The sequence below is a fragment of the Brachybacterium sp. EE-P12 genome, from assembly GCF_003711805.1.
In the GTDB taxonomy this organism is placed as follows: Bacteria; Actinomycetota; Actinomycetes; order Actinomycetales; family Dermabacteraceae; genus Brachybacterium.
Genome location: NZ_QXCP01000005.1, coordinates 381818 through 405928, shown reverse-complemented (window position 1 = coordinate 405928; position 24111 = coordinate 381818). Strand labels below are relative to the sequence as shown.

The following is a 24111-nucleotide window of genomic DNA, read 5'->3' as shown; positions in this document are numbered from 1 at the left end:
GTCCCCATCAACATCAACTCCGGCCCAGCAGGGGGATACGTCCTCCTCACGTTCCTCACCCCTCCGTTGGGCGAGGGTGCCTCCGAGGATGTGTTCCCGTTCGACGACGGCTTCGTCTCTGACGAAGGGGAGATGCAGGTCAGAGTGACCCAGCGGGGAGTAAAGACGCTGCTCGATCCCTTCCCTCGTCCGCTCATCATGGACGCGACCGCACGGCCCGTGACCGAGTGGGCGATGGCTGACTCCACCACCATCTGCGCCGACAGCGACGCCGCTCAGCAACTGTGCGACGAGTACGGCGACGAGGCCATCCTCGCCACCATCGAAGCTCGCCTGCATGTGACGACCGACTAGGGGGCGCCATGTCCGGCCACCCCACGGGGCTCGGTGGAATCTCGAAGGTCGAGCTAGAGGGGCAGGCGCGCCGGGAGGCACAGCCATGAGCAGATCCAGCCGGGCGCCGGAGCGCTCGAGATGAGCGGGGCCGTCGTGCTGTTCATCGTCCTGCTTCTGGTCTACTACGGCATCCTCCTCTACATGGCCAGCAGGGAGATGCGAGCCCCTTCTGCCTGCTGCGGGAGCCGCCAGCAGAGCGAGGTGGGGTTGCTCGGTCCGTTGCTGCGGCCAGTCGAGGGGGCGATCTTCTCGCGCATGGTCGCGGCTGCGCGCTCGTCCATTCGGTATCCCCCTCGCGGTGCGAGCGCCAACATCGCCAGCCGGCGAAGGCATACCAGGTCAGAGGGGACGTATAGCGGTTTCGCCACGCCCTGCGCCACCGTGCGCCGACGCCGCTCCACCCATTGAACGTGCAGGTCAATCCGGAAACGCACCCATATCCTTCCTTTCTCTCTATGACTTCTTGAGAGAGATGTATGTATGTATGAGGGGGATATGGATCCAGATTCCCTCATAGGGCATACGGGGACCGGCGCGATGGGGGATTCGGTGTCACTCCCGTTCAGACCTGCGCGTACGGAGGCTCCGGCAGGGTGGGGGAGCGGTGTGCAGGGGTGGAGGGAGCGCGCTCGGGCCGGGCCAGGCGGTTCCGTCCCGCGAGGTCCCGCCGCCGCCCACTACCTCGTTGAACGGCTCAGAGGTGAGTCGGAAGAACCCGACACCATTCGAAGAGGAGCGCCCCGATGGTCGCCGAGACCCGTGCCCCGGATCAGCACAAGAGAGCGACAGAGGCGCAGGTCGTCGCTGGCGCTCGGGCGATGCACCGCGCCTTCGAGATGCGCGCTGAGCGTCGCCACAACGGCTACTACACCCGGCGGTCGTGGGAGCAGATCGGTCCCGACTGCCAGAACGAGTTCATCGACTACGTCCGCCCCGCCCTCGAAGACGCGCTGGCCGTGGACGAACCCGCTCAGAGCGCCATGCGAGGGCAGTCGGTCCGGCAAGGATGCACCGCGAAGGCGGGCAGGGTGACCATCTTCGACCGACATGGCGACGCGCTGACCCTCTCCGCCGGTCAGCTTTCTGCTCGTACCGGAGAGGTGACCGTCCACGTGCGCGAGCGGCACCGAGGGAGGGACCACACGGCCGCCGTGCACGTCGGGCCAGCGGAGCTGCGAGCGGTGCTGGAAGAGGTCGCTCCTTGCGGCACGGACATGCCCCACGACATCAAGGAGAGCTGAACATGACCGTCAACAGGACCATCAGCGATCACGACGCGCCAGCACGTTCGGCAGGCCAGTCGTCGGGCAGTGCCAGTCGGGTGACTGCTGCGACGAAGGCGTTCGAGTACCACCGCGTCGAGTGGTTCCCGCCCGACCCTCCGAACAGTCGAAAGCCGACGTATCTGTGCATCGGGTGCGGCTGGAGTGTCGAGCTGAACGGGTACGGCGACGACTCCAGCTCCGGCCTCGAGCACCGCATCGCTGCCGCCATGACCGAGGCCGGTCTCTCCGAGGACGAGCAGCGCTGATGGCCGTCGACTCTGGCTCGCCGCGAGAGAAGGCCGTCCGGACGGCCGATCTTGCCCCCTGCCCCGACTGTGACGGCGAAGGCGTGCACGAGATCCAGGTGCGTGTCGGCCAGTCCAAGACCCCGTTCGGCTGTCTCGGCTGCGGCGGCGACGGAGAGGTTCCGGCGCCGGACGGTGGGTTCGATCCGCTGCCGTGGAGGCACACGTCCGGCTTTCGGTCCGCCGAGCCCGGCGGGATAGATCTCCCATCGGGCGGATACACCTACCTGCCCCGCCCTGGCTACAGCGACTACGAAGACCGCTACATCTCCACCCGGTCGCCCGAACACGCCTCCCGCATGGCGCGAGCCGATGCGTTTGCTCCGAAGGGACATTCCTGATGAAGACCAACCCCCACGCCAAGCGCGCCGAGCGCGTCGTCGGCGGCCTCGGAGAGGGCATCACCGACGCCGCGGTCGTCGCCACCGCGCTCGAGGAGCCGAAGGCCCGCCGGATGCGAGCCTCGCTGCACGCACTTCGCGGGTACCTGTTCGACATCGCGCCGGCGGTCCTCACCGGCCTGGCGATGATCGTTCTGGCGCCCCTGGTTGTCGCCTCTCTGGTCTTCTTCGCGGATCGCTTCGGTGCCGCGGAGGTGGCCGTCTACCTCATGGCAATCTTCGGGGTGGTCTACATCCGGCGGGGCATCGTGCGCGTCCACCGTCGCCGCGCGAGCGCTGCAGACTCAGGCCGTGGGTCGTCGGCGCTCCTGCACGTCACGCCGTCCACGGTGGCGCTGCGCAAGGAGTTCACCGCGCCCGTGGCCGATGCCGCGTACCTGCACCACCGGGACGGAGCGCCCCTCGAGGAGGTTCGCCGGACCGCCGGCCAGATCGCCGAGCGGACCCCGCCGCGACACTGGTCGGGGACGTCTCGGCGCGCCCGACACGAGGCTGCGCATGTGCTCATCGGGCACCTCGGTGGGGGCACGATCATCTCGGCCTACATCTCCCACGAGGAGAACGTCACCATCGGTGGATCCGTGCACTCGAGTGACGCCGGCACCGGGACGACGGGAGGGGAGATCGTATGGTCCTCGGCGAAGGTCAGCATCGCTGGGGATGTGCAGGACAGACTGGACGGTGTCCGCGACTGGGGTGCACGTAACGACATGGCTCAGGTCGCCGGCTGCCTCACGCAGCTGATCGCATGGGGAGCTGCTCCCGCCGGGCACGAAGGACCCCTGACCTTCGAAGGCCTTTTGCTGACCGCCGGAGCCGAGGTGGAGCAGCTGCTGCGCCAACACTCCGATGTCGTGGCGGCGATCGCGCAGCGTCTCGAAGCGTCCCCGACTCCGCTCTCGGAGCGCGATCTCGCCGACCTGTGGCCGAATCCTGACAGCACTCCTCTCTCTGGCGCGCGGCTCCCCGCTGGACGGGCGGCGACGAGCGAGCCGTGAGAGGTGACTGCCGATCGCGTAAGGCCCTGTCGAGGGCAGAGGGGTGGAGCTGTCCTGCGAGGAGGACGCGCCGCAGTTGAGTCCCCGATAGTGGTGTAGCGCGGTGGCCCTGTGATCGTCCCGGACAAGGACGCGGCCACCGTGTGATCCTTCGAGTGAACCTCTCACAGCACTCTCGAACGGAGTCATCACGATGACCGCTCCTCACATTGTCGACCCTTCCGGCCTGCTCGGCGAAGCCCTGGCCGAGGCGTCCCCGGATCTGATGCGCAGCCTGCTCCAGGACGTGATCAACACCCTGCTCTCCGCGGACGCGGACGCTGTTGCCGGCGCGGAGTACGGCCGGCCCAGCGCTGGTCGTTCTGCGCAGCGCAACGGCTACCGCCACCGCGACCTCGACACCCGCGTCGGCACGATCGACGTCGCCGTTCCCAAGCTCCGCACCGGCACCTACTTCCCCGAGTGGCTGCTCGAGCGGCGCAAGCGCGCCGAGTCAGCCCTGATCACGGTCGTCGCGGACTGCTATCTCGCCGGTGTCTCCACGCGCCGGATGGATAAGCTCGTGAAGACCCTGGGCATCAACAGTCTTTCGAAGTCGCAGGTCAGCAGGATGGCGGAGTCGTTGGACGAGCACGTCGAGCAGTTCCGCCACCGTCCCCTGGACGAGGCCGGGCCGTTCACGTTCGTCTCCGCCGATGCGCTGACGATGAAGGTCCGTGAGGGTGGGCGCGTGATCAACGCCGTCGTCCTGCTCGCGACCGGCGTCAACGGCGACGGGCACCGCGAAGTGCTCGGCATGCGGGTCGCGACCAGCGAGACCGGAGCTGCGTGGAACGGCTTCTTCGCGGACCTCGTCGCCCGCGGCCTCGCCGGGGTGCGCCTGGTGACCTCCGATGCGCATGCGGGACTGGTGGAGGCGATCGCCGCGCATCTTCCCGGGGCGGCCTGGCAGCGGTGCCGCACCCACTACGCGGCGAACCTCATGGCCGTGACGCCGAAGAGCATGTGGCCAGCGGTGAAGGCGATGCTGCACAGCGTCTATGACCAGCCCGACGCAGCAGCGGTCAACGCCCAGTTCGACCGGCTCCTGGACTACGTGAGCGAGAAGCTCCCGGCCGTGGCCGAGCACCTCGATGCCGCCCGCGCGGACCTTCTCGCGTTCACGGCGTTCCCGAAGGATGTGTGGGTGCAGATCTGGTCAAACAATCCCACCGAGCGGTTGAACAAGGAGATCCGTCGCCGCACCGATTCCGTCGGCATCTTCCCCACCCGCGAGGCGATCGTCCGCCTCGTCGGCGCGGTCCTGGCCGAACAGACCGACGAGTGGGCCGAAGGACGCCGCTACCTCGGACTGGACGTCCTGGCCCGCTGCCGCCTCAGCCTCGTCCCCGACACCAGCACCGAGGAGGTCACCACAAGCTCCCTACCCGCCCTGACCGCCTGACCCCTCAGCGAAGGATCGCTACACCACTTCCAGGGACTTGACCTCGCTCTGGTCCGCGAGGGCCGCCAGGTCAAGCAGACCGCACTGGACCTGGGCATCCACGAGGTCACCCTCCACAACTGGCTGCGACAGGACGATATCGACCTCGGCCGCCGGCCGGGACTAAGCAGTCAGGAATCTGCCGAGCTCCGCGCGGCGCGCGGCCGTGTCCGCCAGCTCGAGCAGGAGATCGCGATCCTCCGCCGGGCCGCGACGTGGCTCGACGAGGAGGGAGGAGTTGCCCCAAAAGGGCGCACCCGGTGATCGACCGACTCGTCGACGCCGGGGCACCCACAAGCACCTGCTGCCGCCTACTGGGCGTCTCCCGTCAGGGCTACTACCGGTACCGAAAGCGCCCGACCAGTGCCACTGAGCTGCGCCGCCGCTGGCTGACCGGCCTGATCCGGGAGATCCGCGTCGCCTCCCGCGGCACCTACGGCTACCGCCGCATCCACGCCGAGCTCACCATCGGAATGAACATTCCGTGTTCCAGCCGGGTCATCTCCGTCCTCATGACTCGCGCCGGAATCGGTGGCCTTCCAGGCCCAGCCAGAATCAAGCGACTCAAGGGGGTCGCCACAGCGGACGACCTGGTCAACCGCAAGTTCCACCGTCTCGCGCTGAACGAGCTGTGGGTCACGGACATCACCGAGCATCCCACCCGGGAGGGCAAGATCTACTGCGCCGCCGTGCTGGATGCTTGCAGCCGCAAGATCATCGGCTGGGCTATCGACTCCAAACAGGACTCCACCCTGGTCGTGAACGCTCTGGACATGGCAATCCGTGCACGTCAGCCAGGGCCCGGAGGGATCGTTCATGCGGATCACGGAGTCCAGTTCACCTCCTGGGTCTTCACTCAGAAGATCCGTTCAGCGGGACTGCTGCCGTCGTTCGGGACCGTCGGCGATGGCCTCGACAATGCGATGATGGAGTCGTTCTGGTCGACGATGCAGATCGAGCTGCTGAACCGGAAGAAGTGGAAGACGCGCATCGAGCTCGCGAACGCGATCTTCGAGTACATCGAGGTGTTCTACAACCGTCGTCGCCGGCACTCCTCCCTCGAGTACGCGACACCCCACGACTACGACCTCGCCCGCACCCCGCGGGCACTCACCACCATCGGAAGCTAGCGACCAAGAGTGGAAACCTAACCGTAGGGCAGGTCATACTGTCACCTCATCGTGCGGCAGTCCCCCGGGCCGGCCACCACGAACACTTACAGGCGATTCACGTTCCCAGTGACCAGGTACTCTGGGACTGCAGCATGCTTGACCCATGCGCCCTACGGCTGGTGCGGAACCGCACCACTCAGAGGGACGCCACCACGGGAAGCCACGGAGGGAGCGCCATGAGCCGGACTCAAACGTCGCGCGATGAGCGTCGACGGACGCTCTCGCAAAATTTTCTGGTCACTCCGAGATCCATCTCCAGATTCCTGGACGCCGCCGAACTGGAGCGTGACGACGAGGTGGTGGAGGTTGGCGCCGGCTCAGGCGCACTTACCGGGCTACTCGCCGACCGCTGTGCGCGCCTCGTGGCCTACGAGGTCGACCGAAGCTGGTCGAGCAAACTTGAGGCGGAAGTCGCCCGTCGGACGAACATCGAGATCGTCTACGAGGACTTCCTCTCGGCTGTCTTGCCGACCGGCCCAATCAAGGTTGTTGGAAACATCCCCTTTGGGGCGACGTCGGCGATCGTTGACCGAGTGTTGAGTCTCGAAGCGGTCAGGTCGGCAACGTTTATCACCCAACTCGAGTACGCCAAGAAGCGTACTGGTGCGTACGGCCGTTGGAGCCGCCTGACGGCCACGACCTGGCCGGAACACGAGTGGGAGCTACGTGGACGGATCCCCCGGACCGACTTCCGGCCAGTTCCCCGGGTCGACGCTGGGGTCTTGCACCTGCGCCGTCGCGACTCTCCGTTGATCGAAACTGGCCGGATGCGGGCGTACACCGCGATGGTCGAGCTCGCGTTCAGCGGCGTCGGCGGGTCGGTGAGGGCGTCGCTGAGTAAGAAATACCCCTCGGCCTTGGTGCGCGAGAGCCTCGGTGCTGCAGGGGTACCGGCAGACGCCGTCGTGGCCTACGTATCCCCGGACCAGTGGGTTACGGTCTTCCGCAGTCTCGTCGGTACGACGTCCGCCACATCGGCGAATGCGGCGAAGCATCGGCGTAGACCTCAGCCCTCGCGGCGAAAGACGAGGTGATGGTGCCGGGCTATCGCCCGGTACTCCTCACGCTCGGCGGCGAGAAGTTCGGCCTCGACCATATCGGTCAACCAGCCAGGCTCGTGCTTGCGGTGCTCGTCAGTCATCACCTCGTTGAAGACCCGGATTCCGTAGAAGCCCACGGGCGTGAACCCGGCCGCCACAATCTCATCGACGACCGCCGTGGTGTCTACTGGAGGCGCGGCAACGTGCTTTCCGGGCATGCCTAGTCGCAGGCCTTCCCCGCGCAGGTCGCCGAGCAACGCCCGAGGATCCTGGGTGCGCACGGCTGTCGTCAAAGGCACCGCTACCGGGTTGGCCACCACCAGCGACACGATCCCGCCGGGACGCGACCGGCCGGCGAGTGCTCGGGCGAAACCCGTCCGGTTGGCGACGTACTCGAGGACGTTGTGCGCTGTAACTACGTCATAGAACTCCGCGTGCTCGCCTAACGCGGCCTCGGCTGGTTCGTGAAGCACGAGCGACTCCCATGAGCGCGCGGACGTCACCCCGCGCAACGCGTCGGTCGCCACCGCCACCATGTCCGGATCAACGTCTGCAATCGTGATGGTGTGACCGCTGATCGCCGCCCGCATTGCGAGGCTGCCGTCCCCGCAGCCTACGTCGAGTCACTTCGAGCTCGGGCGAACGAACGGTTCCAGAGTGCGCCATACAAGTTCAATCCGCAGCTGGTGCCAGGGCTCCCGCATCATCGTGGCGTAATCCGACGCTCGACCGCGCAACGACCCAGCTACGTCACTAGCCTTGCCGCGACCGGGCCATGCGCTCATGAAGGGTTCCTCCACTCGTGACGATTCTATGCCCCGGCGGCAGCCGTGGGCGGCAACTGTGCCATCATACGAGGGTGCGAGTGCTTATATGGCTCTTCGCAGATGAGGGTGTAGCAGCGGGGTGTGGGGTAGGCGCGTTGGTGCCGGGATAGACGTCGAGGTCTCCCGATGATGGAAGTTCTCACGCTCGCCATCAGGAAGACCTCGACGTGCCCAACGCTACCTTCGACAGCCCCGACCTGACGACCTTCGCCCGCCTCGGCGAGCTCGGTCTGGTGGTGGTTGGTCAACGGCTCACGCGCCGGCGGGCGGTGCTGGAGTGCCGGCTCGCCGAGGAGGATCCGTGGTGCCGCGCCTGTGGAGCCCGAGCGACCTCGCGAGGATCCATCTCCCGGTCCCTCGCCCACGAGCCGTTCGGTCACCGGCCCACCACGTTGCTGGTGCGGATCCGCCGCTACCGGTGTGATCACTGCGGATACCACTGGCGCGAAGACACCACCGCTGCGGCGGCTGAGCGGGCGAAGCTCTCCCGGGGCGGGATGCGGTGGGCGCTGGAGGCCCTTGTCATCGATCACCTCTCGATCGCGCGGGTCGCTGCCGGGCTGGGCGTGGCCTGGCACACCGCGAACGACGCCGTTCTGGCCGAGGGGAAACGCCTGCTGATCGATGACCCGGCCCGCTTCGACGGAGTCCGCGTGATCGGCGTCGACGAGCACGTCTGGCGGCACACCCGCCGCGGCGACAAGTACGTCACCGTGATCATCGACCTCACCCCCACCAGGAACAAGACTGGGCCAGCTCGGTTGCTGGACATGGTCGAAGGACGCTCCAAGGCAGCGTTCAAGGCCTGGCTCGAAGCGCGCCCCACGACGTGGAAGGACCGCATCGAGGTGGTCGCGATGGACGGGTTCACGGGGTTCAAGACCGCGACAAGCGAGGCCCTGCCCGGCGCGGTCGCGGTCATGGATCCCTTCCACGTCGTCCGCCTGGCCGGAGACGCTCTGGACGACTGCCGCCGACGCGTTCAACAGAAGCTCCACAAGCGCCGAGGTCGGAAAGACGACCCTCTCTACAAGGCCCGCCGCACCCTCCACACCGGGATCAAGCTGTTGACCGAGCGCCAACGCGACCGCCTCAGCGCCCTGTTCGCCCACCACCCGCACGCTGCGGTCGAGGCGACCTGGGAGATCTACCAGGCCATGATCACCGCCTACCGAGAACCCGACCGGACCAGAGCCAGAACGATGATGGAGAAGGTCATCGCGGCCCTCAGCGCGCAAGTCCCAGACACCCTCGTCGAGCTCGAGAAGCTCGGCCGGACGCTGACCAAGCGCGCCGACGACGTCCTAGCGTTCTTCGATCGCCCCGGCACCAGCAACGGCCCCACCGAAGCAATCAACGGCCGCCTCGAGCACCTCCGCGGTTCGGCCCTCGGCTTCCGGAATCTCACGAACTACGTCGCCCGCAGTCTCCTCGAATCAGGCGGCTTCAGAAACCAGCTACACCCTCAGATGCGATGAGCCCCATATCTCAGCGGGGGAGGCATGATGGGTTCAGCGCACTGTCCGCAGCAGGCACCGGCAACTGTCGGGAGCGCGTTCCTAGCAGCGGGACTGGCCCTCAGTGTCCGATAAGAGCCATTATCGGACATTGATTACTTGGTGATTGCGCCAAGCAGATGCTGACTGTCCTGCTGTCGCGTGTCAACAGTCGCGTTTAGAGCATTCCGCAGAATCCGCGACTCAGTCACCGTGCCCTTTGCCGAGGCCAAGGCAGAGCTATAGCACTACCACTTCTAGTTCGGTGCCGTCGTTGAGCACGGGCCGCACCAGAACCGGGATGTTGCCGATGGGGCGGGCCCCCGGCGTGCCCACCGAGGGGAGCCAGTTGGTCACCATCAGATCGGGCAGATTTCGATCGCCCACCCGGTCCACTTTCCCACGAGGGCCCGAAACACCGGGGCGCGCCGAATCCCGACACAGACGGATCGAGAGTTGTCCGTCTACCCCTCCATCCAGCCCATCCCGAACAGCAGCAGACCCTCTCGAAATAGGGCCCGCGACCCGTGACCCGTCGAATCTGGATATGCGCATGTGAGTTCTCATGAGATCAGACAGATGTGTGGCGCTACGACCTGCAGTGCGACAAGGCACACGCCTAGAGAAATCTCGTTAGGTTGTCAAATTCCTCGAGGTAGCGAGTCGGAACCGCAGGGGACCCTGCTAGCTCCGCAGCTGTCCAGATGATCGACTGGGTCGCTGCTCGCGGTCAGTTGATTCAGGACTTGACGAGACGTCGAACTGCGTCGGAGGCCTCCTTGAGCTTGATCTCGGCTTCGTCTCCGCCCTCGCGGGCCGCATCGACGACGCAGTGGCGGAGGTGGTCATCGAGCAGGCCCAGCGCAACGTTCTCGAGTGCACTGTTCAGGGCCGAGATCTGAGTGAGGATGTCGATGCAGTAGACGTCCTCGTCGACCATGCGGGAGATTCCACGAGCTTGACCTTCGATGCGCTTGAGTCGGTTGAGGTAGCGAGGCTTGTCTTGAATGTACCCGTGAGGCCCGCTGTGGCAGGCCCGGTCTTCTGTGCTTTCCGGGACAGTGGACATGATCGATTCCGTTCGAAGTAGTGGCATTAGCGGCGATTGCGTACGGCAGCGACGGTCGCCTCGGGACGCAGGTCGAGGCGTCGCAGGAGCTGGGCGTTCAGGGCGACGACGACGGTGGACAGGGACATCAGGATCGCTCCGACGGACATTGGCAGTACGAACCCGATGGGGGCGAGGATTCCGGCTGCCAGCGGCACGGACAGCAGGTTGTAGCCAGCGGCCCACCAGAGGTTCTGCTTCATCTTCCGGTATGCGGCGCGGGAGAGTTCGATGACCGAGAGTACCGAGCGCGGATCGGAGCTGGCGAGTACGACCCCTGCAGAGGCGATCGCGACGTCGGTGCCGGCACCGATCGCGATGCCGACGTCAGCCTGGGCGAGAGCGGGAGCGTCGTTGACGCCGTCGCCGACCATCGCGACCTTCTTGCCCTCCTTCTGGAGCTGGGCGACCTTGGAGGACTTGTCCTCGGGGCGCACGCCGGCGAAGACGCGGTCGATGCCGAGCTCGCGACCGACACTGTTCGCGACTGCCTCGGCGTCGCCGGTGATCATGACGACCTCGACCCCGAGGTCGTGCAGAGCGTCGATCGCCTCGCGGGACTCGGGCCGTACCTCGTCGGTGAGCTTGAGGCCGCCGATCACCTCACCGTCGCGCAGGACGTGGAGGATGATCGCGCCCTCCTTTCGCCAGGTCTCGGCCTCCTCGATCTCGCCAGTTCCGGTCTCTTCGAGCAGGCGGGGGCCGCCGACGCGAATCTCGTGCCCGTCCACCCAGGCGCTCACGCCGAGCGCGGGAGTGGAGCTGATGTCGGAGCCCGTAGGGATCTGGATTCCGTCGGCCTGTGCCTTGGCGACGATGGCGCGGGCGAGCGGATGCTCGCTCTCCGCCTCGGCGGCGGCGGCCAGGGCCAGCACCTCGGACTCCTGCGCATGGCGAGGAATGATCTCGGCGAGGGCGGGCTCGCCCTTGGTGAGGGTGCCGGTCTTGTCGAACAGAACGGCGTCGACGGTGCGCATCGCTTCCAATGCCAGGCGATCCTTCACTAGGACGCCGCCGCGGGCGGCCCGCTCGGTGGCGATCGAGACGACCAGCGGGATCGCGAGACCGAGCGCGTGGGGGCAGGCGATCACCAGCACGGTCACCGTGCGGACGACGGCATCATCGGGCATGCCGAGGAGTGACCAGGTGATCGCGGTGATCACGGCGGCGCCGAGCGCGAACCAGAACAGCCACGCGGCCGCCGTATCGGCGATTCGCTGAGCTCGGGAGGAGGAGTTCTGCGCTTCGGTCACCAGGCGCTGGATGCCGGCCAGGGCGGTGTCGTCGCCGGTGGCGGTGACCTCGATGCGGAGGCTGGAGTCGGTGGCGACGGTGCCGGCCACGACGGAGTCTCCGGCGGAGCGTGTGACCGGACGGGATTCGCCGGTGACCATGGACTCGTCCACATCGGCGCGACCCTCACGGATCGTGCCGTCCGCGGGAACGCTCGCGCCTGGGCGCACCAGGACCAGGTCACCGTGCCGCAGCTCGCTCGGCGAGACGCTCACGAGATCATCGCCTTCGATGCGCTCCGCCTCATCGGGGAGCAGCGCGGCCAGGGAGTCGAGCGCGGAGGTCGTCTGCGCGAGGGAGCGCATCTCGACCCAGTGTCCGAGCAGCATGATCACGATCAGCAGAGCCAGCTCCCACCAGAACTCCAACTGGTGATCCAGGAGCCCGAGAGTGGCACCCCAGGAGGCGATGAACGCGACGGTGATCGCGAGCCCGATGAGGAGCATCATCCCTGGCTGGCGCGAACGGATCTCGGAGACAGCACCTGTGAGGAACGGGCGGCCGCCCCAGACATACATGACGCTGCCGAGGATCGGGGCGATCCACAGTGCGCCGGGGAAGTCGGGAACGCTGTATCCGAGGAGCATCGCGAACATCGGGGAGAAGACGACGACGGGCACCGCGATGAACAGGTTGAGCCAGAACAGCTGTCGGAACTGTGCGACGTGGTCCCCGTGACCGGAGTGACCACCGTGCCCGGAGTGGCTCTCGTGTCCGGAGTGGCCCTCATGGCCTCGGTGCGATCCATGGTCGTGGTGTGCGCCGGGAGCGTCCTGCTCAGCGATGGCGGTGCGGCTGTCATGGGGTGCTGGGGAATGGTGGTCGTGCTGCGTGCCGAGTTCCCCGTGGTCGTGGCGGTGGGTGTGGTTGCCAGCGTTCATGCCGACACCATATACCCCTAGGGGGTATCTGTCGAGGGGGTGGATTCCGCTCTCGGCATCGACTCGATCGAGCTATGGAGTTCCGGCACGAGAGCCATCACCGCGGCGCCGGCGTCCAGGCCGCTGACGCCGATGAGCTGTCCCGCTCGCTCATGAGTGAGGACCAGGGGAACAATGGACGTGGTCTGCACGTTCTCGGAGTGGCTGGTGTGTCCCGCGGCGAGGTAGAGATGCTGGTGGATCTGTGCGCTGTAGAGGGCGCGCGGCCGGTAGATGCCCGGGGAGTCTGCGAGGCCGATCGAGGCCAGGAGGCTGCGGGCGGCGTGAACGCCCTGGGCCTCGGCATCGCTCCAGTGATCGATGCGCCAGGTCAGTCCGTCGGACTCGTGGACTGCGACACCTCCTGCGGCGTAGATGTGATCGTGGGTGCGACTGCGCAGGCGGTGATCCACGGCGATCGGACCGTTCCAGGGGGAGGGGCTGACCGCGATCGTGCCCAGAGCGGTGATGACCAGGTCCACCGTGGCCACGAGGCCATCGGAAAACTCCGCGCGCACCTCGTTCTTCTCGAGATCCAGGTGGGTCAACGTGTGACCGAAGCGGGTGGTGACGGCGCGGCGATGGGCGCGGGCGAGCTGTTCCGCGACCGCTGCGCCGAACGCGGTGATCCCGGGGACGGGGGATGAGGCGGCGAGAGTGACTTGGCACCCGGCATCGCGCAGTATCCCCGAGGTTTCGGCTCCGATCATTCCGGCCCCGTAAATAAGGACCCTTGGGGAGGTCGTAGCCGCGAGGGCGGCGCGCACACGAAGCGCATCGTCCAGCGAGTGCAGGTGCGTCATCCGAGCGCTGTCCACGGCTGCGGGGGCGGCGACGCCCGAAGGGAGGGGGCGTGGCGCGCTTCCTGTGGCCACGATGAGGGCGTCATAGTCCAGGCGGGCTCCGGAGCGCAGGTGGACGGTCTGCTCACGAGGATCGACCGCGCGGACGCTGTCGCGGACCACGCTGCCGGGCAGCGGCGGGAGCTGTGCCTGGTGGGTGTCGATGAGTCCGGTGGCGACGGCCTTGTTGACCAGCGTGCGGTTGTACGGGGCGATTTCCGCATCGATGATCGCCGTCGTGGTGATCTTTTCCTGCGGGGCGAGTTCCCGGACGGCGGCGGATCCCGCGGCACCGGCACCGATGACGAGAACGTGCGTCGTGGCGGACACGGTGGAGCTCCGATCTGGACGGGGGAGGGGTGCACTGCCAGGCGGTGCACCCCTCCCGCTCGTGGGTGGTTGTTCAGGCGGCGACGTACTTCTGCGGGTCGGCGTCGAACAGGGGGCCACAGCCGGCGCAGCACAGCCAGTAGCGAGTGCCTTCGTAGTCGCGGAACAGGCCCGCGGCCTCGGCGACGCTCTTGATCACGGTCCGGCCCTCCATCACCGGGCAGATGGCCATGTCATCCGCCGTGGGGCCCATAAGGTTCGGGCGTCCTTCGGACTCCACGGGAGCGTGGGACGAATGACCGCCGCAGCAGTTGGAGTTCTGGTCGGTGGTGTCGTGCATAGTTTTCCTTCCATTGGGGTGTCGTGCAGGCTGAGTCAGTTCTTCGCGATGGAGGTGAAGCCGCGCAGGCGCAGGCTGTTGCCGACGACGAAGACGCTGGAGAAGGCCATCGCGGCGCCGGCCAGCATGGGGTTGAGCATGCCGAGCGCGGCGATCGGGATTGCGGCCGTGTTGTAGGCGAAGGCCCAGAACAGGTTGGTCTTGATCGTGCCGAGGGTCTTGCGGGACAGGCGGATGGCGTCGACGGCGCTTCGGAGGTCACCGCGCACCAGCGTGATGTCGCTGGCCTCGATCGCCACGTCGGTACCGGTGCCCATCGCCAGTCCCAGGTCGGCTTGAGCCAGGGCGGGGGCATCGTTGACGCCGTCGCCCACCATCGCGACGATGCGACCCTCGCGCTGGAGGCGGGAGACCACATCCACCTTCTCCGACGGCAGCACCTCGGCAATGACCTCGTCGATGCCGACCTCGGCGGCGATCTGACGGGCCACGGCCTCGTTGTCGCCGGTCAGCAGGACCGGGGTCAGCCCCAGCTCCTTCATCGCGGCAACGGCCTCGGCACTGGTGGGCTTGACCGTGTCGGCGACCACCAGGATTCCGCGGGCGATCCCGTCCCAGCCGATGGCGACGACGGTCTTGCCCTGCTGCTCGGCATCCGTCTTCGCAGCGGCCACCGCGGGGCTCAGCGTCATCTGCGTCTCGGCGAGGAGGCTCTCGCGGCCCACGACGACCGAGTGGTTCTCGACGGTGCCGCGCACGCCCTTCCCCTCGACGTTGGTGAACTCCGACAATGTCGGGAGCTGGCCGACCTCCTGGGTGGCGCCCTTGGCGATCGCTTGGGCGATCGGGTGCTCGGAGGAGTCCTCGACGGCGCCGGCCAGGCGCAGCAGCTCGGCCCGATCGGTGCCCTCGTCGGTGACGACGTCGGTGAGGGTCATCTTGCCGGTGGTGACGGTGCCGGTCTTGTCCAGCACCACGGTGTCGACCCTGCGGGTGGACTCGAGCACCTCGGGGCCCTTGATGAGCACCCCCATCTGGGCGCCGCGGCCTGTGCCGACCAGCAGGGCGGTCGGGGTCGCCAGACCCAGCGCGCAGGGGCAGGCGATCACCAGTACCGCGACGGCGGCAGTAAAGGCCGCGGTGACGGGGAACCCGGCGCCGAGCCATCCGCCGAGGGTGAGCGCGGCGACCAGGATGACGATCGGCACGAAGATCCCGGAGATGCGGTCGGCTAGGCGCTGGACCTCGGCCTTGCCGGTCTGGGCGTCCTCGACGAGTTTCGCCATCTGCGCCAGCTGCGTATCGGAGCCGATGCGCGTGGCACGGACCACGAGCCGCCCACCGGCATTGACGGTGGCACCGGTGACGATGTCACCCTCGCCCACCTCGACGGGGACGGATTCCCCGGTGAGCATGGAGGCGTCGACCGCGGAGGTTCCGGAGGTGACGGTGCCGTCGGTGGCGATCTTCTCTCCGGGCCGGACGATGAACTCATCACCCACGACGAGGTCGTCGACGGCGATCTTCTGCTCCTGGCCTCCGCGCAGCACGGAGACCTCTTTCGCGCCGAGCTCGAGCAGGGCGCGCAGGGCGGCGCCGGCCTGGCGCTTGGAGCGCTTCTCGAAGTAGCGGCCGGCCAGGATGAACATCGTCACGCCCGCGCCGACTTCGAGGTAGATGTTCGCCGCCCCGTCGGAGGGGGCGATCGTCAGCTCGAAGGGGTGGGTCATGCCGGGGGTGCCGGCCGTGCCGAAGAACAGCGCGTACAGGGACCACAGCAGGGCGGCGGAGGTGCCCATGGAGATGAGCGTGTCCATGGTGGCGGCGCCGTGCTTGAGGTTGGTCCAGGCCGCTTTGTGGAACGGCCACGCACCCCACACGATCACCGGCGCTGCGAGCGCGAGCGAGAGCCACTGCCAGTAGGGGAACTGGAGGGCGGGGATCATCGCCATGGCGATGACCGGGACGGTCAACAGGACCGCTCCGATCAGCCGGTGGCGCAGAGCGGTCAGCTCCGGATCGGAATCCTCCTGATCATCCCCGGGCGTGGTCGCCGAGCCCTTACCGGTGACCGGCTTGGGCAGTGCGGCGGTGTACCCGGTCTTCTCGACCTCACTGACGAGCAGCAGCGGGTCGTATCCGTCCGGGACGGTGACCTTGGCCTTCTCGGTGGCGTAGTTGACGGTCGCGGTGACACCGTCGAGTTTGTTGAGCTTCCGCTCGATCCGGTTCGCGCAGGACGCGCATGTCATCCCGCCGATCTCCAGTTCGATGCCGGTATCCGCGATGAGCGGTGCTTCGGTGCTCACTGCTTGTCCTCTCCGTTTTGCGGTGTCGGTCTGTCTGACCCGACGGGGTCAGTGACCCTCTGAGTGGGCTTCGGTGTCCGCGCCCTCGATACCGTGGTCTGCCTCGAGGACGAACTGTGCGGTGTGCACCTCGCCGTCGACCTGGAAGTCCAGGTAGAGGAAGTAGCGGCCGGCCGTGGGGGCCTCCGCCATGAACGAGATCTCCGGGCCGGAAGTCTCGCCGGGTGCTGGGTCCTCGCCCTCGGCGTGGACGTGGAGGTACTCCATATCGCCCTCGCGCAGCGCGACGAGATGGCCGAACGCGCCGAGATAGGGCTCCAAGGTGGTCACCGCAGCACCGTCCTGAGTGACGGTCAGCGTGAGGGTGCTGGAGGCTCCTGCTGTCAGGTCCCCGTCCAGGGTGACGTCGAACCCGTCGACCTCGTCCTTCGCGGACACGGGCCGGTCGTTGACCGGTGTGAGCTCGCCGGCCACGTTGAGCGTCTGGGACAGTGTCAGGGTGTCCTCGCCGTTCCCGGTGGGGGCGAAGTCGGCGTAGATCTTGTACGTGCCGGCTTCCTCCCACTGCCAGGGGAGGGACCAGCTGCCGGTGGACGGGTCCAGCTCTGGGTGCACGTGGCGGTACTGAGTGCCGTCGGTGCGGACCACGATCAGGTGCATCTGCTTCTCGTGCGCCTCCTGATACTCCGTGACGGGGCTCCCGTCGGGCCCGGTGATCGTGAAGGCGAGTTCGTCGGACTCCTCGGTGGATTGCGGCGCGGAGATCTCGGACAGTACGTAACCCTGGGCGGACATCGAGACTCCCTTCTGCGGTGCGTCCGCGGGCTGGGTGCCCGCGCCCTCATGGCCGGCCTCGTCGTGCGGGGCGTCGGCAGCCTGCGCCGCCCATCGCTCCACGGCCCGTTCCGGGACGACGACGCCGGCTGCGACGAAGGCCCCGCCGAAGGTCACGGCGACGGTGGCGCCATAGGCGATCAGGCGTCCCGCGGCGTTCATCGCGCCTTGACCGCCGAGTAGCCGGCCTCCTGGACTGCGGTGAGAACCTGTGCGTCATCGAGGGGCTCTTCGGAGGTGACGACGAGGCGACCCGTCTGGGCGCTCACCTGGATGTCGGTCACCCCGGAGAGCTCGCCGACCTCCTCGCGGACCGACATCTCGCAATGCCCGCAGGTCATGCCGGTCACCTGGTACTCGTTGCTCGTGGTCATGGTCGTGCTCCTCTCGTTAGGATACCCCGGAGGGGTATTCGATTACGGTCGAGACTATACCCCCACCCGGTATCGTGCAAGCGATGGCTGCGGGTGCCGGGCATCGGCTCGCCTGCATGGATCACCGCACGGATTCCTCGGTGGATCTCGGGTCCGATGTGGCCTCGCCGGTCGGCCGGACGTGGCGCAGTCGTGTCGCGGCGATGAGTGCGGCGAGAGCCGCGATGACAGCGGAGATCAGACCGGCGGTGTTCAGTCCGCTGGTGAACGCCTGCTGCGCCGCGGTCGCCAGGGATGCGCCGACGGCGTCGGGTAGCTGCGACGCTGCGCCGAGAGCTCCATCGATGCCGGTCGTCGCGGTCGCTGCGGCCTCTGGCGGTACGCCCTCGGGCATGGTGTCGGTGATCTGACTGCGATAGCTGGCGATGCCGACGCTGCCGATGACTGCCACGCCGAGGGAGATGCCCAGGTCGTTCACTGTGGTTGCCAGCCCGGATGCGCCGCCGGCCTTCTCTGGCGGGACCGAACTGACGACCAGATCCGTCGTGAGCGCCATCGAGGGCGCGACGCCCGGATAGGTGATCACGAAGCTTGCGATGACGAGCGCGAGACCGGTGCCGGCATCGAGCTGCGTGAACAGGAAGTAGCCGATGACCTGCGTGAGCAGGCCGATCGCGATCACGTTGCCCGGACGGAACTTCCGGGCGAACATCGGGGAGAGAGTGGAGACGGCGATGAGTACTGCCGCGGCCGGGATGATCGACAACCCCGCCTGCATCGGCGAGAGCCCCTGGACCAGCTGCAGGTACTGAGTGAACAAGGAGTACACCCCTCCCAAGGCAGCGGCCGACAGGAGGAAGACCGTGAGCGCTCCGCTGACTGTGCGGTTGGTGAACAGTCGCACGTCCAGCAGGGGGTTCGTTGCACGCAGCTGTCGGATCACGAACCACAAGCCGACGAGCGCACCGGTGGCCAGTAGCCCGATGGTCGGCCCGACCGGCTCCTGGGTGGCGAAGCGCTTGATGCCGTAAATGATCGACAGCAGTGCGGTGACCAGCAGGAGTGCGCTGAAGATGTCAATCCGCGCCGTCTTGTCCTTGTGTTCCGGCAGCAGCCATGGGGCACCGATCGCCACCAGCGCCATCACCGGGACGGCGACCAGGAAGGTCGCCTCCCAGCCGAACGCCTCGAGGAGCAGCCCGCTGAGCAGTGGGCCGAGCGCAACACCTGCCGAGATGCCGCCGGCCCACATCCCGATCGCGATTCCGCGTGCTCTCGGGTCGGCGAACAGGACGAAGATCAGCCCGAGGGTGGAGGGGAGCATCATGGCTCCTCCGAGACCGAGAACGGCTCGCCAGGCGATCATCAGCTCCGGGCTCGTCGTCATCGCGGCAGCGATCGAGACGATCCCGAACACGACGGCGCCGATCACCATGAGCCGGCGCTTGCCGACGCGGTCACCGAGGACGCCCATCGCGACCAGGAATCCGGCCATCACGAACCCGTAGATGTCGAGGATCCACAGCAGCTGTGCGCTGGTTGGCCCCAGGTCGGCGGCCATGTTCGGAGCCGCGAGGAACAGGATCGTCAACATCATGAACAGCAGGGTCGAGGGGATCACGAGGACTGCAAGGCCCCACCACTGCTTCGCGCCCGTCCGGGGCGCGGGGGCATCCGTGTCAGTCATGACGCACCTCGTTCGTATCGTGCTTCGTTGTTCTCATGGCCTTGGTCCTTCCCTGGTTGGCTGTGTTCTGCTGGGACGGGAGGCCCCTCGACACAGAACTCGTACACTGGTGTACGGGTTACAACCGATAGAGTAACCCAAACATTCCCGTACGAGTTAGAGGTGGAGAATGCCGAACGCCGAGGGCACGACCGCAGCAGCTGAGCGCCATAGGAGCGGGTCGGCGGTCAATCAGCGTGCCGACGCCCGGCGCAGCCGGGCGAAGATCCTTGCCGCCACCCCGCTCGCGCTACGCAAGAATCCGGATGCCTCTGTCGCCGACATCGCCGCCGCAGCCGGCGTGGGCCGCATGACCCTGTACGGCCACTTCGCCAACCGCGCGGCACTCATCGACGCGACTCTCGCGGACAGCCTCGAGCAGGCCGAAGGCGTCCTCGGGGATATACCCCTGGACGGGGATCCCACAGCAGCGCTCGAAGCACTCATCGCATCGAGCTGGACGCTCCTGGAACGTGTGCGGTCGGTGCTCGTGGTGGCACAGCGTGAGCTACCGGCAGCGCGCATCCGGGAGATGCACGAGGTGGCCGAGGGGCGGATGCAGGGACTCTTCGAACGCGGACAGCGGGAAGGGGTCTTTCGGCCGGATCTCCCGGTCAGCTGGCTGCTCGCCGTCACCCATCTGGCTATGAACGCCGCCGCCGAAGAGGTGACCGCCGGCCGCATCGAACGCCAGGACGCCGCCGACCTCATCATCGGGACCCTGCTCCCGGCCTTCACCGTTCGAGAGATGCGCTGAGCGCCCTGCGAGTGCAGCAGTCGGCTCCCGCTCCCGCTGGTCCATAGGTCCCCGACGTCCGCCTCCTTCGGCACCGGGGACCAGAACGTTCGGTGTCAGGAGGCGTAGTCGATGCCGGTCATCATGCCGACCTCCTGGTGGTAGGCGTTGTGGCAGTGGGCTGCCCACCTCCCCGGGTTGTCCGCATCGAAGTCGAGAGCGAACGATTCCATCGGCGCCATCATCACCGTGTCCTTGCGCAGTCCCGACGGCAGGGCGAAGGTGTGGCCGTGGACGTGGAGGGGGTGACTCATCATCGTCTGGTTGGTCGCGATGATCCGCACCCGCTGCCCCTCGCGGATACTCAGCGGAGTGTTCTGGCCAAAGGGTGCTCCGTTGATGGCCCACTGGTAGGGCTCCATCGAGCCCTGGAGCGCGAGTTCGAGCTCGGTGTCGACGGTGCGGTCCTCGAGTCGCGCGGCCTCGGCCGGTTCCAAGGTGGATCCGATGAGGATCTCCCCGTCAAGTTCTCGGACCTGGATATCCGGAGCGGGTACGTCCCCGGCACCGGTCTTCAGCACCGCCAGTCCCTGGCCGCCGTCGGGCTTCCCGACGGGACGCGCTACGAGAGGGAACATGCCGTCCTTCACGGTGACGATGACGTCGTAGCGTTCGCCCATGCCGAGGTAGACCGCCTTGGCGTTGACCGGTTCGACGGGGAATCCGTCCGAGTGGGTGACGGAGAGAACGTGGTCTCCGAGCGCGAGGGCGAAGATGGTGTCTGCGGAGGCGTTGATCAGACGGAGGCGCACTCGCTGGCCGGGCTTCGCCTCGAAGATCTCCGGTGCTTCGGGAATCCGGCCGTTGATGAGGAAGTGCGGGTAGGCCACATCACCGGCGTCACCCCAGGGCTCATCGCCCATCGGCATCTCGCCATGATCCATGCCGTCGGAACTACCTTCGCCCATGGGCATGTCGCCGTGGTCCATGCCCCCGCCGTCCGAGGCTCCGGCGCCGGTCAGTCCGGCCAGTACGTCGTCGGGAGTCTGTCCGGTGCCATCGATCCAGTCATCGAGTGTCACGATCCACTCGGCGTCGTAGTCACCGGGTTCGTCGGGGTCATCGATGATCAGCGGGGCGTAGAGCCCGCGGTCGAGCTGCAGGCCGACGTGGGAGTGGAAGAAGTAGGTGCCGGGATCGGGGGCGACGAACTCGTAGGTGAACGAAGTGTCCGGTTCGACCGGGTCCTGGGTCATTCCGGGCACTCCGTCGGCGGCGTTGTGCAGTCGGATGCCGTGCCAGTGGATCGTGGAGGCATCGGGCAGTCGGTTCTCGAGCGTGATGCGCAGCAGGTCCCCGGCGGTGGCTCGGATCAGCGGTCCGGGGAGGCTTTCACCGTAGGCCCAGGTCGAGACCGTCTTCCCTCCGAGATCGACCTTTGCGGGCGCGGCGGTGAGGGTCTGGGTGACGACGTTCTGACCGGCTTTCGGCGTCAGGGTAGGAGCCGGCGTGAAGGTGCCGGCTTCGGTGGGGACGGTGCGGTTCCCGCATGCGGCGAGAGTCAGCGCTGCGGCGCCGAAGCCTCCGGTGATAGCGGTGCGGCGGGAAATTCTCTTCACAGGTGAAGTCCTTCTATGTGGAGGTTCGGGGTCGGTCCCGGAAGGCGTCCAGGACAAGCTGTCGGTGCTGTTCGAACTCGTCGGCCGTGATCTCTCCTCGAGCAAGGCGCAGTGAGAGTTCTCCGATCGCCTCGTTCTCGTTTCGAGCGCGGCGGGGACGTCCCGGCACCACCGCGCATGTCAACAGCAGTGCGGGGGCCCAGAGGAGGAAAAGGAGGCCGGCGAGCATCAACCACATCAGCCACGGCAACGAATCTGTCAGCATCATCTGAGGTCTCCTCGCTGGGTCGAGTTCGTGTTCGATGCGGCCCCCACCAGGTTCTCTGCAGCGGACGAAGGTCTCGTCGAGAGTTCCTCAAGATCTGATCCAGATCTGCTTTGAACCCCGGGGCGGACCCACGGCGTCCAGGATCGGAGACCACACTGGTGCTCATGAGGAGTGAAGTGGATCGAGTGGCCGCGATGGTTCTCGTCGTCGAGGACGAAGCGGCGCTGTCAAATGTGGTCCAGGCGTATCTCGCGAAGGCCGGTTACGGGACTGCGAGCGCGAGAACCGGACCGGAAGCGGTGGAGATGGCCCGCACCTTGTCGCCGGACGTGATCGTGCTCGACCTCGGCCTTCCGGGTCTCGACGGTATTGAGGTGATGCGGAGGATCCGCGCGTTCTCCGACTGCTACGTGCTGATCACGACTGCACGATCTGAGGAGGTGGATCGACTTGTGGGCCTGTCGGTGGGTGCCGACGATTACCTCACCAAGCCGTTCAGCGTGCGTGAGCTTGTCGCTCGGGTCCAGGCCGTGCTACGTCGGCCTCGCGGCGAACACGGAATGGCGTCTACGAGCACTGTGCGCACGTTCGGAGAGCTCGAGATCGACACTGCTGCGCAGGAAGTACGGCTCGCCGGCCGCGCCCTTCCGCTGACTCCGACCGAGCGCGGCCTGCTAGTTACCTTGGCGCACAGCCCGGGCCAGGCGTTCAGTCGCCGCCAGCTAATGGAAGCCGTCTGGGGTGATACCTGGATCGGGGACGACCATCTCGTCGATGTGCACATCGCCAACCTCCGACGAAAGCTCGGGGAGACGGCTGAGACTGCACGGTTTGTCACCACAGTGCGCGGTATCGGCTATCGCATGGGGAAGGGATGAGCTCATGATGGAACCCAGTTCAGTCACTCGACGAGTTCGTCCAGGCACCAGCTTGGCATCGCGCCTGATGATCGGACAGCTCATCGTGTTGCTTGCCGGTGCGCTCACCATCGCGGTCCTGACGGTGCTCATCGGGCCTGCGGTCTTCCACTTCCACTTGCTCCAGACCGATCTCCCCGTGGACAGCTCCGAGCTCGTCCACATCGAGCGTGCGTACCGTGACGCGCTCGCCCTCGCCCTCGGGGTCGGATTGGTGGTCTCGCTTCTCGCTGCAGGTGTCGTCACTTGGAACCTGGCGCGACGGCTCCGCCAGTCGCTTCACGGCCTCACCTTGGCCGTCGATGAGCTGTCCCGTGGCCACTACTCGGCCCGCGTGCCTTCCGTCGGGGCCGGGGCGGAGTTCGATTCCCTGGCCGCCACGCTCAACGACATGGCGGCACGTCTGGACGCGGTCGAGGAGACTCGACGTCGACTCCTCTCCGATCTCGCCCACGAGCTTCGCACCCCGATCGCCACCCTCTCTGCGCATCACGAGGCGATGGCGGACGGTGTCATCGAGCCCGAGATTGCAATGCCCATTCTTGCCGGGCAGACCGTTCGGCTTTCCCGCCTGGCCGACGACATCAGCGAGGTGTCCCGGGCCGAGGAAGGCCAGCTTCCGGTGGAGCTGCGACTTGTCACGGTTGATGGCCTTCTGGCATCGGTCCTGCAGGAATGGGACGAGAGGTTCGAGACGGCCGGGGTGGCATTGCGACAAGACATCGACCTCCACCACTCGGCGACGATCCACGCGGATCCCGACCGCCTCGCCCAGGTGCTCGGCAACCTGCTGAGCAATGCGCTTCGACACACCTCTCCCGGAGGCACCGTCACCGTCTCGGCATGGGCCCACGGCAGCACAGTGGAAGTCGCGGTGACCGATGACGGCGAGGGCTTCACCGCGGAGGACCGGTCCCGCCTGTTCGAACGGTTCTTCCGCGTCGACAGCTCTCGCACCCGAGAGAATTCAGGGTCTGGCATCGGCCTGACCATCAGCCGAGCCCTGGTCGACGCGCATGGCGGGACCATGACCGCCGCCAGCGACGGACCCGGACAGGGTGCCACCTTCACCATCAGGCTTCCTCGAGCGCGACCTGCCCGCTGACGTCGTC

The 24111-nt window shown here is 66.9% G+C and carries 22 protein-coding genes and 1 pseudogene; 12 read left to right on the top strand and 11 right to left on the bottom strand.

Annotated elements, in window-relative coordinates; genetic code table 11:
* The first annotated feature begins 90 nt into the window (after positions 1–90).
* Positions 91–354 carry a hypothetical protein gene (locus D1648_RS17790; RefSeq protein WP_126281981.1) on the top strand — a complete coding sequence of 88 codons (264 nt, stop codon included), beginning with the start codon at positions 91–93 and terminating at the stop codon, positions 352–354.
* 179 nt (positions 355–533) lie between these two features.
* Here the strand turns inward: D1648_RS17790 and D1648_RS17895 are convergent, their stop codons facing one another.
* Positions 534–677, bottom strand: coding sequence for a hypothetical protein (locus D1648_RS17895; protein WP_164518659.1), 144 nt, complete (start codon positions 675–677; stop codon positions 534–536).
* Between the two features lie 462 nt (positions 678–1139).
* On the opposite strand from D1648_RS17895, the gene D1648_RS09440 reads away from it, so the two are divergent.
* The 7 genes from D1648_RS09440 to erm all read left to right on the top strand — a co-directional run bounded on the left by D1648_RS09440 (position 1140) and on the right by erm (position 7054).
* On the top strand, positions 1140–1637 hold the full coding sequence (locus tag D1648_RS09440; RefSeq protein WP_122941034.1) for a hypothetical protein: 498 nt from the start codon (positions 1140–1142) through the stop codon (positions 1635–1637).
* Between the two features lie 2 nt (positions 1638–1639).
* Positions 1640–1927 (top strand): hypothetical protein, encoded by a 288-nt coding sequence (locus D1648_RS09435; RefSeq protein WP_122941032.1) that lies wholly within the window; start codon positions 1640–1642, stop codon positions 1925–1927.
* The gene (locus tag D1648_RS09430) at positions 1927–2307 is read left to right on the top strand and encodes a hypothetical protein (RefSeq protein ID WP_122941030.1); all 381 of its coding nucleotides are present in this window, start codon (positions 1927–1929) and stop codon (positions 2305–2307) included. The genes D1648_RS09435 and D1648_RS09430 overlap by 1 nt, the downstream gene beginning before the upstream one ends.
* A gap of 113 nt (positions 2308–2420) precedes the next feature.
* Positions 2421–3365: a hypothetical protein gene (locus D1648_RS09425; RefSeq protein ID WP_126281980.1), complete on the top strand. Its 945-nt coding sequence runs from the start codon at positions 2421–2423 to the stop codon at positions 3363–3365.
* Positions 3366–3558: 193 nt separating this feature from the next.
* The gene (locus tag D1648_RS09420) at positions 3559–4809 is read left to right on the top strand and encodes an IS256 family transposase (protein WP_122941026.1); all 1251 of its coding nucleotides are present in this window, start codon (positions 3559–3561) and stop codon (positions 4807–4809) included.
* A gap of 48 nt (positions 4810–4857) precedes the next feature.
* Positions 4858–5978 (top strand): IS3-like element ISAar24 family transposase gene (locus D1648_RS09415; protein WP_122941024.1). Its coding sequence is split into 2 segments (ribosomal slippage): positions 4858–5089 and positions 5089–5978, totalling 1122 coding nucleotides; the frame shifts between segments, so codons are not numbered across the junction.
* 218 nt (positions 5979–6196) lie between these two features.
* Positions 6197–7054 (top strand): 23S ribosomal RNA methyltransferase Erm, encoded by an 858-nt coding sequence (erm, locus tag D1648_RS09410; RefSeq protein WP_122941022.1) that lies wholly within the window; start codon positions 6197–6199, stop codon positions 7052–7054.
* Here erm and D1648_RS09405 read toward each other — a convergent pair.
* Positions 7027–7671: pseudogene (locus D1648_RS09405) on the bottom strand (class I SAM-dependent methyltransferase); the annotation flags it as partial. The gene erm and the pseudogene D1648_RS09405 overlap by 28 nt on opposite strands.
* 383 nt (positions 7672–8054) lie before the next feature.
* On the opposite strand from D1648_RS09405, the gene D1648_RS09400 reads away from it, so the two are divergent.
* Entirely contained in the window at positions 8055–9365 is a 1311-nt protein-coding gene (locus tag D1648_RS09400) for an ISL3 family transposase (RefSeq protein ID WP_122941017.1), read from the top strand.
* A 757-nt stretch (positions 9366–10122) separates the two neighbouring features.
* Here D1648_RS09400 and D1648_RS09395 read toward each other — a convergent pair.
* The 8 genes from D1648_RS09395 to D1648_RS09360 form a co-directional block, all read right to left on the bottom strand.
* On the bottom strand, positions 10123–10452 hold the full coding sequence (locus tag D1648_RS09395) for a metal-sensitive transcriptional regulator (protein WP_103384850.1): 330 nt from the start codon (positions 10450–10452) through the stop codon (positions 10123–10125).
* Between the two features lie 26 nt (positions 10453–10478).
* Positions 10479–12665: a heavy metal translocating P-type ATPase gene (locus tag D1648_RS09390; protein WP_241155425.1), complete on the bottom strand. Its 2187-nt coding sequence runs from the start codon at positions 12663–12665 to the stop codon at positions 10479–10481.
* A gap of 17 nt (positions 12666–12682) precedes the next feature.
* Entirely contained in the window at positions 12683–13876 is a 1194-nt protein-coding gene (locus tag D1648_RS09385; RefSeq protein WP_164518658.1) for an FAD-dependent oxidoreductase, read from the bottom strand.
* Positions 13877–13949: 73 nt separating this feature from the next.
* Positions 13950–14216: a hypothetical protein gene (locus D1648_RS09380; RefSeq protein ID WP_029362807.1), complete on the bottom strand. Its 267-nt coding sequence runs from the start codon at positions 14214–14216 to the stop codon at positions 13950–13952.
* Between the two features lie 35 nt (positions 14217–14251).
* Positions 14252–16525 carry a heavy metal translocating P-type ATPase gene (locus D1648_RS09375; RefSeq protein ID WP_122941012.1) on the bottom strand — a complete coding sequence of 758 codons (2274 nt, stop codon included), beginning with the start codon at positions 16523–16525 and terminating at the stop codon, positions 14252–14254.
* A 48-nt stretch (positions 16526–16573) separates the two neighbouring features.
* Positions 16574–17521, bottom strand: coding sequence for a hypothetical protein (locus tag D1648_RS09370; protein WP_164518657.1), 948 nt, complete (start codon positions 17519–17521; stop codon positions 16574–16576).
* Positions 17518–17733, bottom strand: a complete 216-nt coding sequence (locus D1648_RS09365) for a heavy-metal-associated domain-containing protein (protein ID WP_122941010.1) — start codon at positions 17731–17733, stop codon at positions 17518–17520. The genes D1648_RS09370 and D1648_RS09365 overlap by 4 nt, the downstream gene beginning before the upstream one ends.
* Positions 17734–17854: 121 nt before the next feature.
* On the bottom strand, positions 17855–19354 hold the full coding sequence (locus tag D1648_RS09360) for an MFS transporter (RefSeq protein WP_241155424.1): 1500 nt from the start codon (positions 19352–19354) through the stop codon (positions 17855–17857).
* 235 nt (positions 19355–19589) lie between these two features.
* On the opposite strand from D1648_RS09360, the gene D1648_RS09355 reads away from it, so the two are divergent.
* Entirely contained in the window at positions 19590–20216 is a 627-nt protein-coding gene (locus D1648_RS09355; protein ID WP_122941006.1) for a TetR/AcrR family transcriptional regulator, read from the top strand.
* Between the two features lie 95 nt (positions 20217–20311).
* Here D1648_RS09355 and D1648_RS09350 read toward each other — a convergent pair whose 3' ends face one another.
* Positions 20312–21814, bottom strand: coding sequence for a multicopper oxidase family protein (locus D1648_RS09350; RefSeq protein ID WP_122941004.1), 1503 nt, complete (start codon positions 21812–21814; stop codon positions 20312–20314).
* 432 nt (positions 21815–22246) lie between these two features.
* Between D1648_RS09350 and D1648_RS09340 the strand changes: the two genes are divergently transcribed.
* Together D1648_RS09340 and D1648_RS09335 are read left to right on the top strand one after the other, a co-directional pair.
* Positions 22247–22960, top strand: coding sequence for a response regulator transcription factor (locus tag D1648_RS09340; protein WP_241155423.1), 714 nt, complete (start codon positions 22247–22249; stop codon positions 22958–22960).
* A 67-nt stretch (positions 22961–23027) separates the two neighbouring features.
* A complete protein-coding gene (locus tag D1648_RS09335) occupies positions 23028–24104 on the top strand; it encodes a cell wall metabolism sensor histidine kinase WalK (RefSeq protein WP_206424792.1) in 1077 nt (358 codons plus the stop codon).
* Positions 24105–24111 lie beyond the last annotated feature (7 nt).

Excerpts from the sequence above, each read along its gene's own strand:
- D1648_RS17895 (WP_164518659.1), bottom strand. The coding sequence starts at position 677 with ATGGACGAGCGCGCAGCCGCGACCATGCGCGAGAAGATCGCCCCCTCG.
- D1648_RS09440 (WP_122941034.1), top strand. The coding sequence starts at position 1,140 with ATGGTCGCCGAGACCCGTGCCCCGGATCAGCACAAGAGAGCGACAGAG.
- D1648_RS09435 (WP_122941032.1), top strand. The coding sequence starts at position 1,640 with ATGACCGTCAACAGGACCATCAGCGATCACGACGCGCCAGCACGTTCG.
- D1648_RS09430 (WP_122941030.1), top strand. The coding sequence starts at position 1,927 with ATGGCCGTCGACTCTGGCTCGCCGCGAGAGAAGGCCGTCCGGACGGCC.
- D1648_RS09425 (WP_126281980.1), top strand. The coding sequence starts at position 2,421 with ATGCGAGCCTCGCTGCACGCACTTCGCGGGTACCTGTTCGACATCGCG.
- D1648_RS09420 (WP_122941026.1), top strand. The coding sequence starts at position 3,559 with ATGACCGCTCCTCACATTGTCGACCCTTCCGGCCTGCTCGGCGAAGCC.
- erm (WP_122941022.1), top strand. The coding sequence starts at position 6,197 with ATGAGCCGGACTCAAACGTCGCGCGATGAGCGTCGACGGACGCTCTCG.
- D1648_RS09395 (WP_103384850.1), bottom strand. The coding sequence starts at position 10,452 with ATGTCCACTGTCCCGGAAAGCACAGAAGACCGGGCCTGCCACAGCGGG.
- D1648_RS09390 (WP_241155425.1), bottom strand. The coding sequence starts at position 12,665 with ATGAACGCTGGCAACCACACCCACCGCCACGACCACGGGGAACTCGGC.
- D1648_RS09380 (WP_029362807.1), bottom strand. The coding sequence starts at position 14,216 with ATGCACGACACCACCGACCAGAACTCCAACTGCTGCGGCGGTCATTCG.
- D1648_RS09370 (WP_164518657.1), bottom strand. The coding sequence starts at position 17,521 with ATGAACGCCGCGGGACGCCTGATCGCCTATGGCGCCACCGTCGCCGTG.
- D1648_RS09365 (WP_122941010.1), bottom strand. The coding sequence starts at position 17,733 with ATGACCACGAGCAACGAGTACCAGGTGACCGGCATGACCTGCGGGCAT.
- D1648_RS09355 (WP_122941006.1), top strand. The coding sequence starts at position 19,590 with ATGCCGAACGCCGAGGGCACGACCGCAGCAGCTGAGCGCCATAGGAGC.
- D1648_RS09340 (WP_241155423.1), top strand. The coding sequence starts at position 22,247 with ATGAGGAGTGAAGTGGATCGAGTGGCCGCGATGGTTCTCGTCGTCGAG.
- D1648_RS09335 (WP_206424792.1), top strand. The coding sequence starts at position 23,028 with ATGATCGGACAGCTCATCGTGTTGCTTGCCGGTGCGCTCACCATCGCG.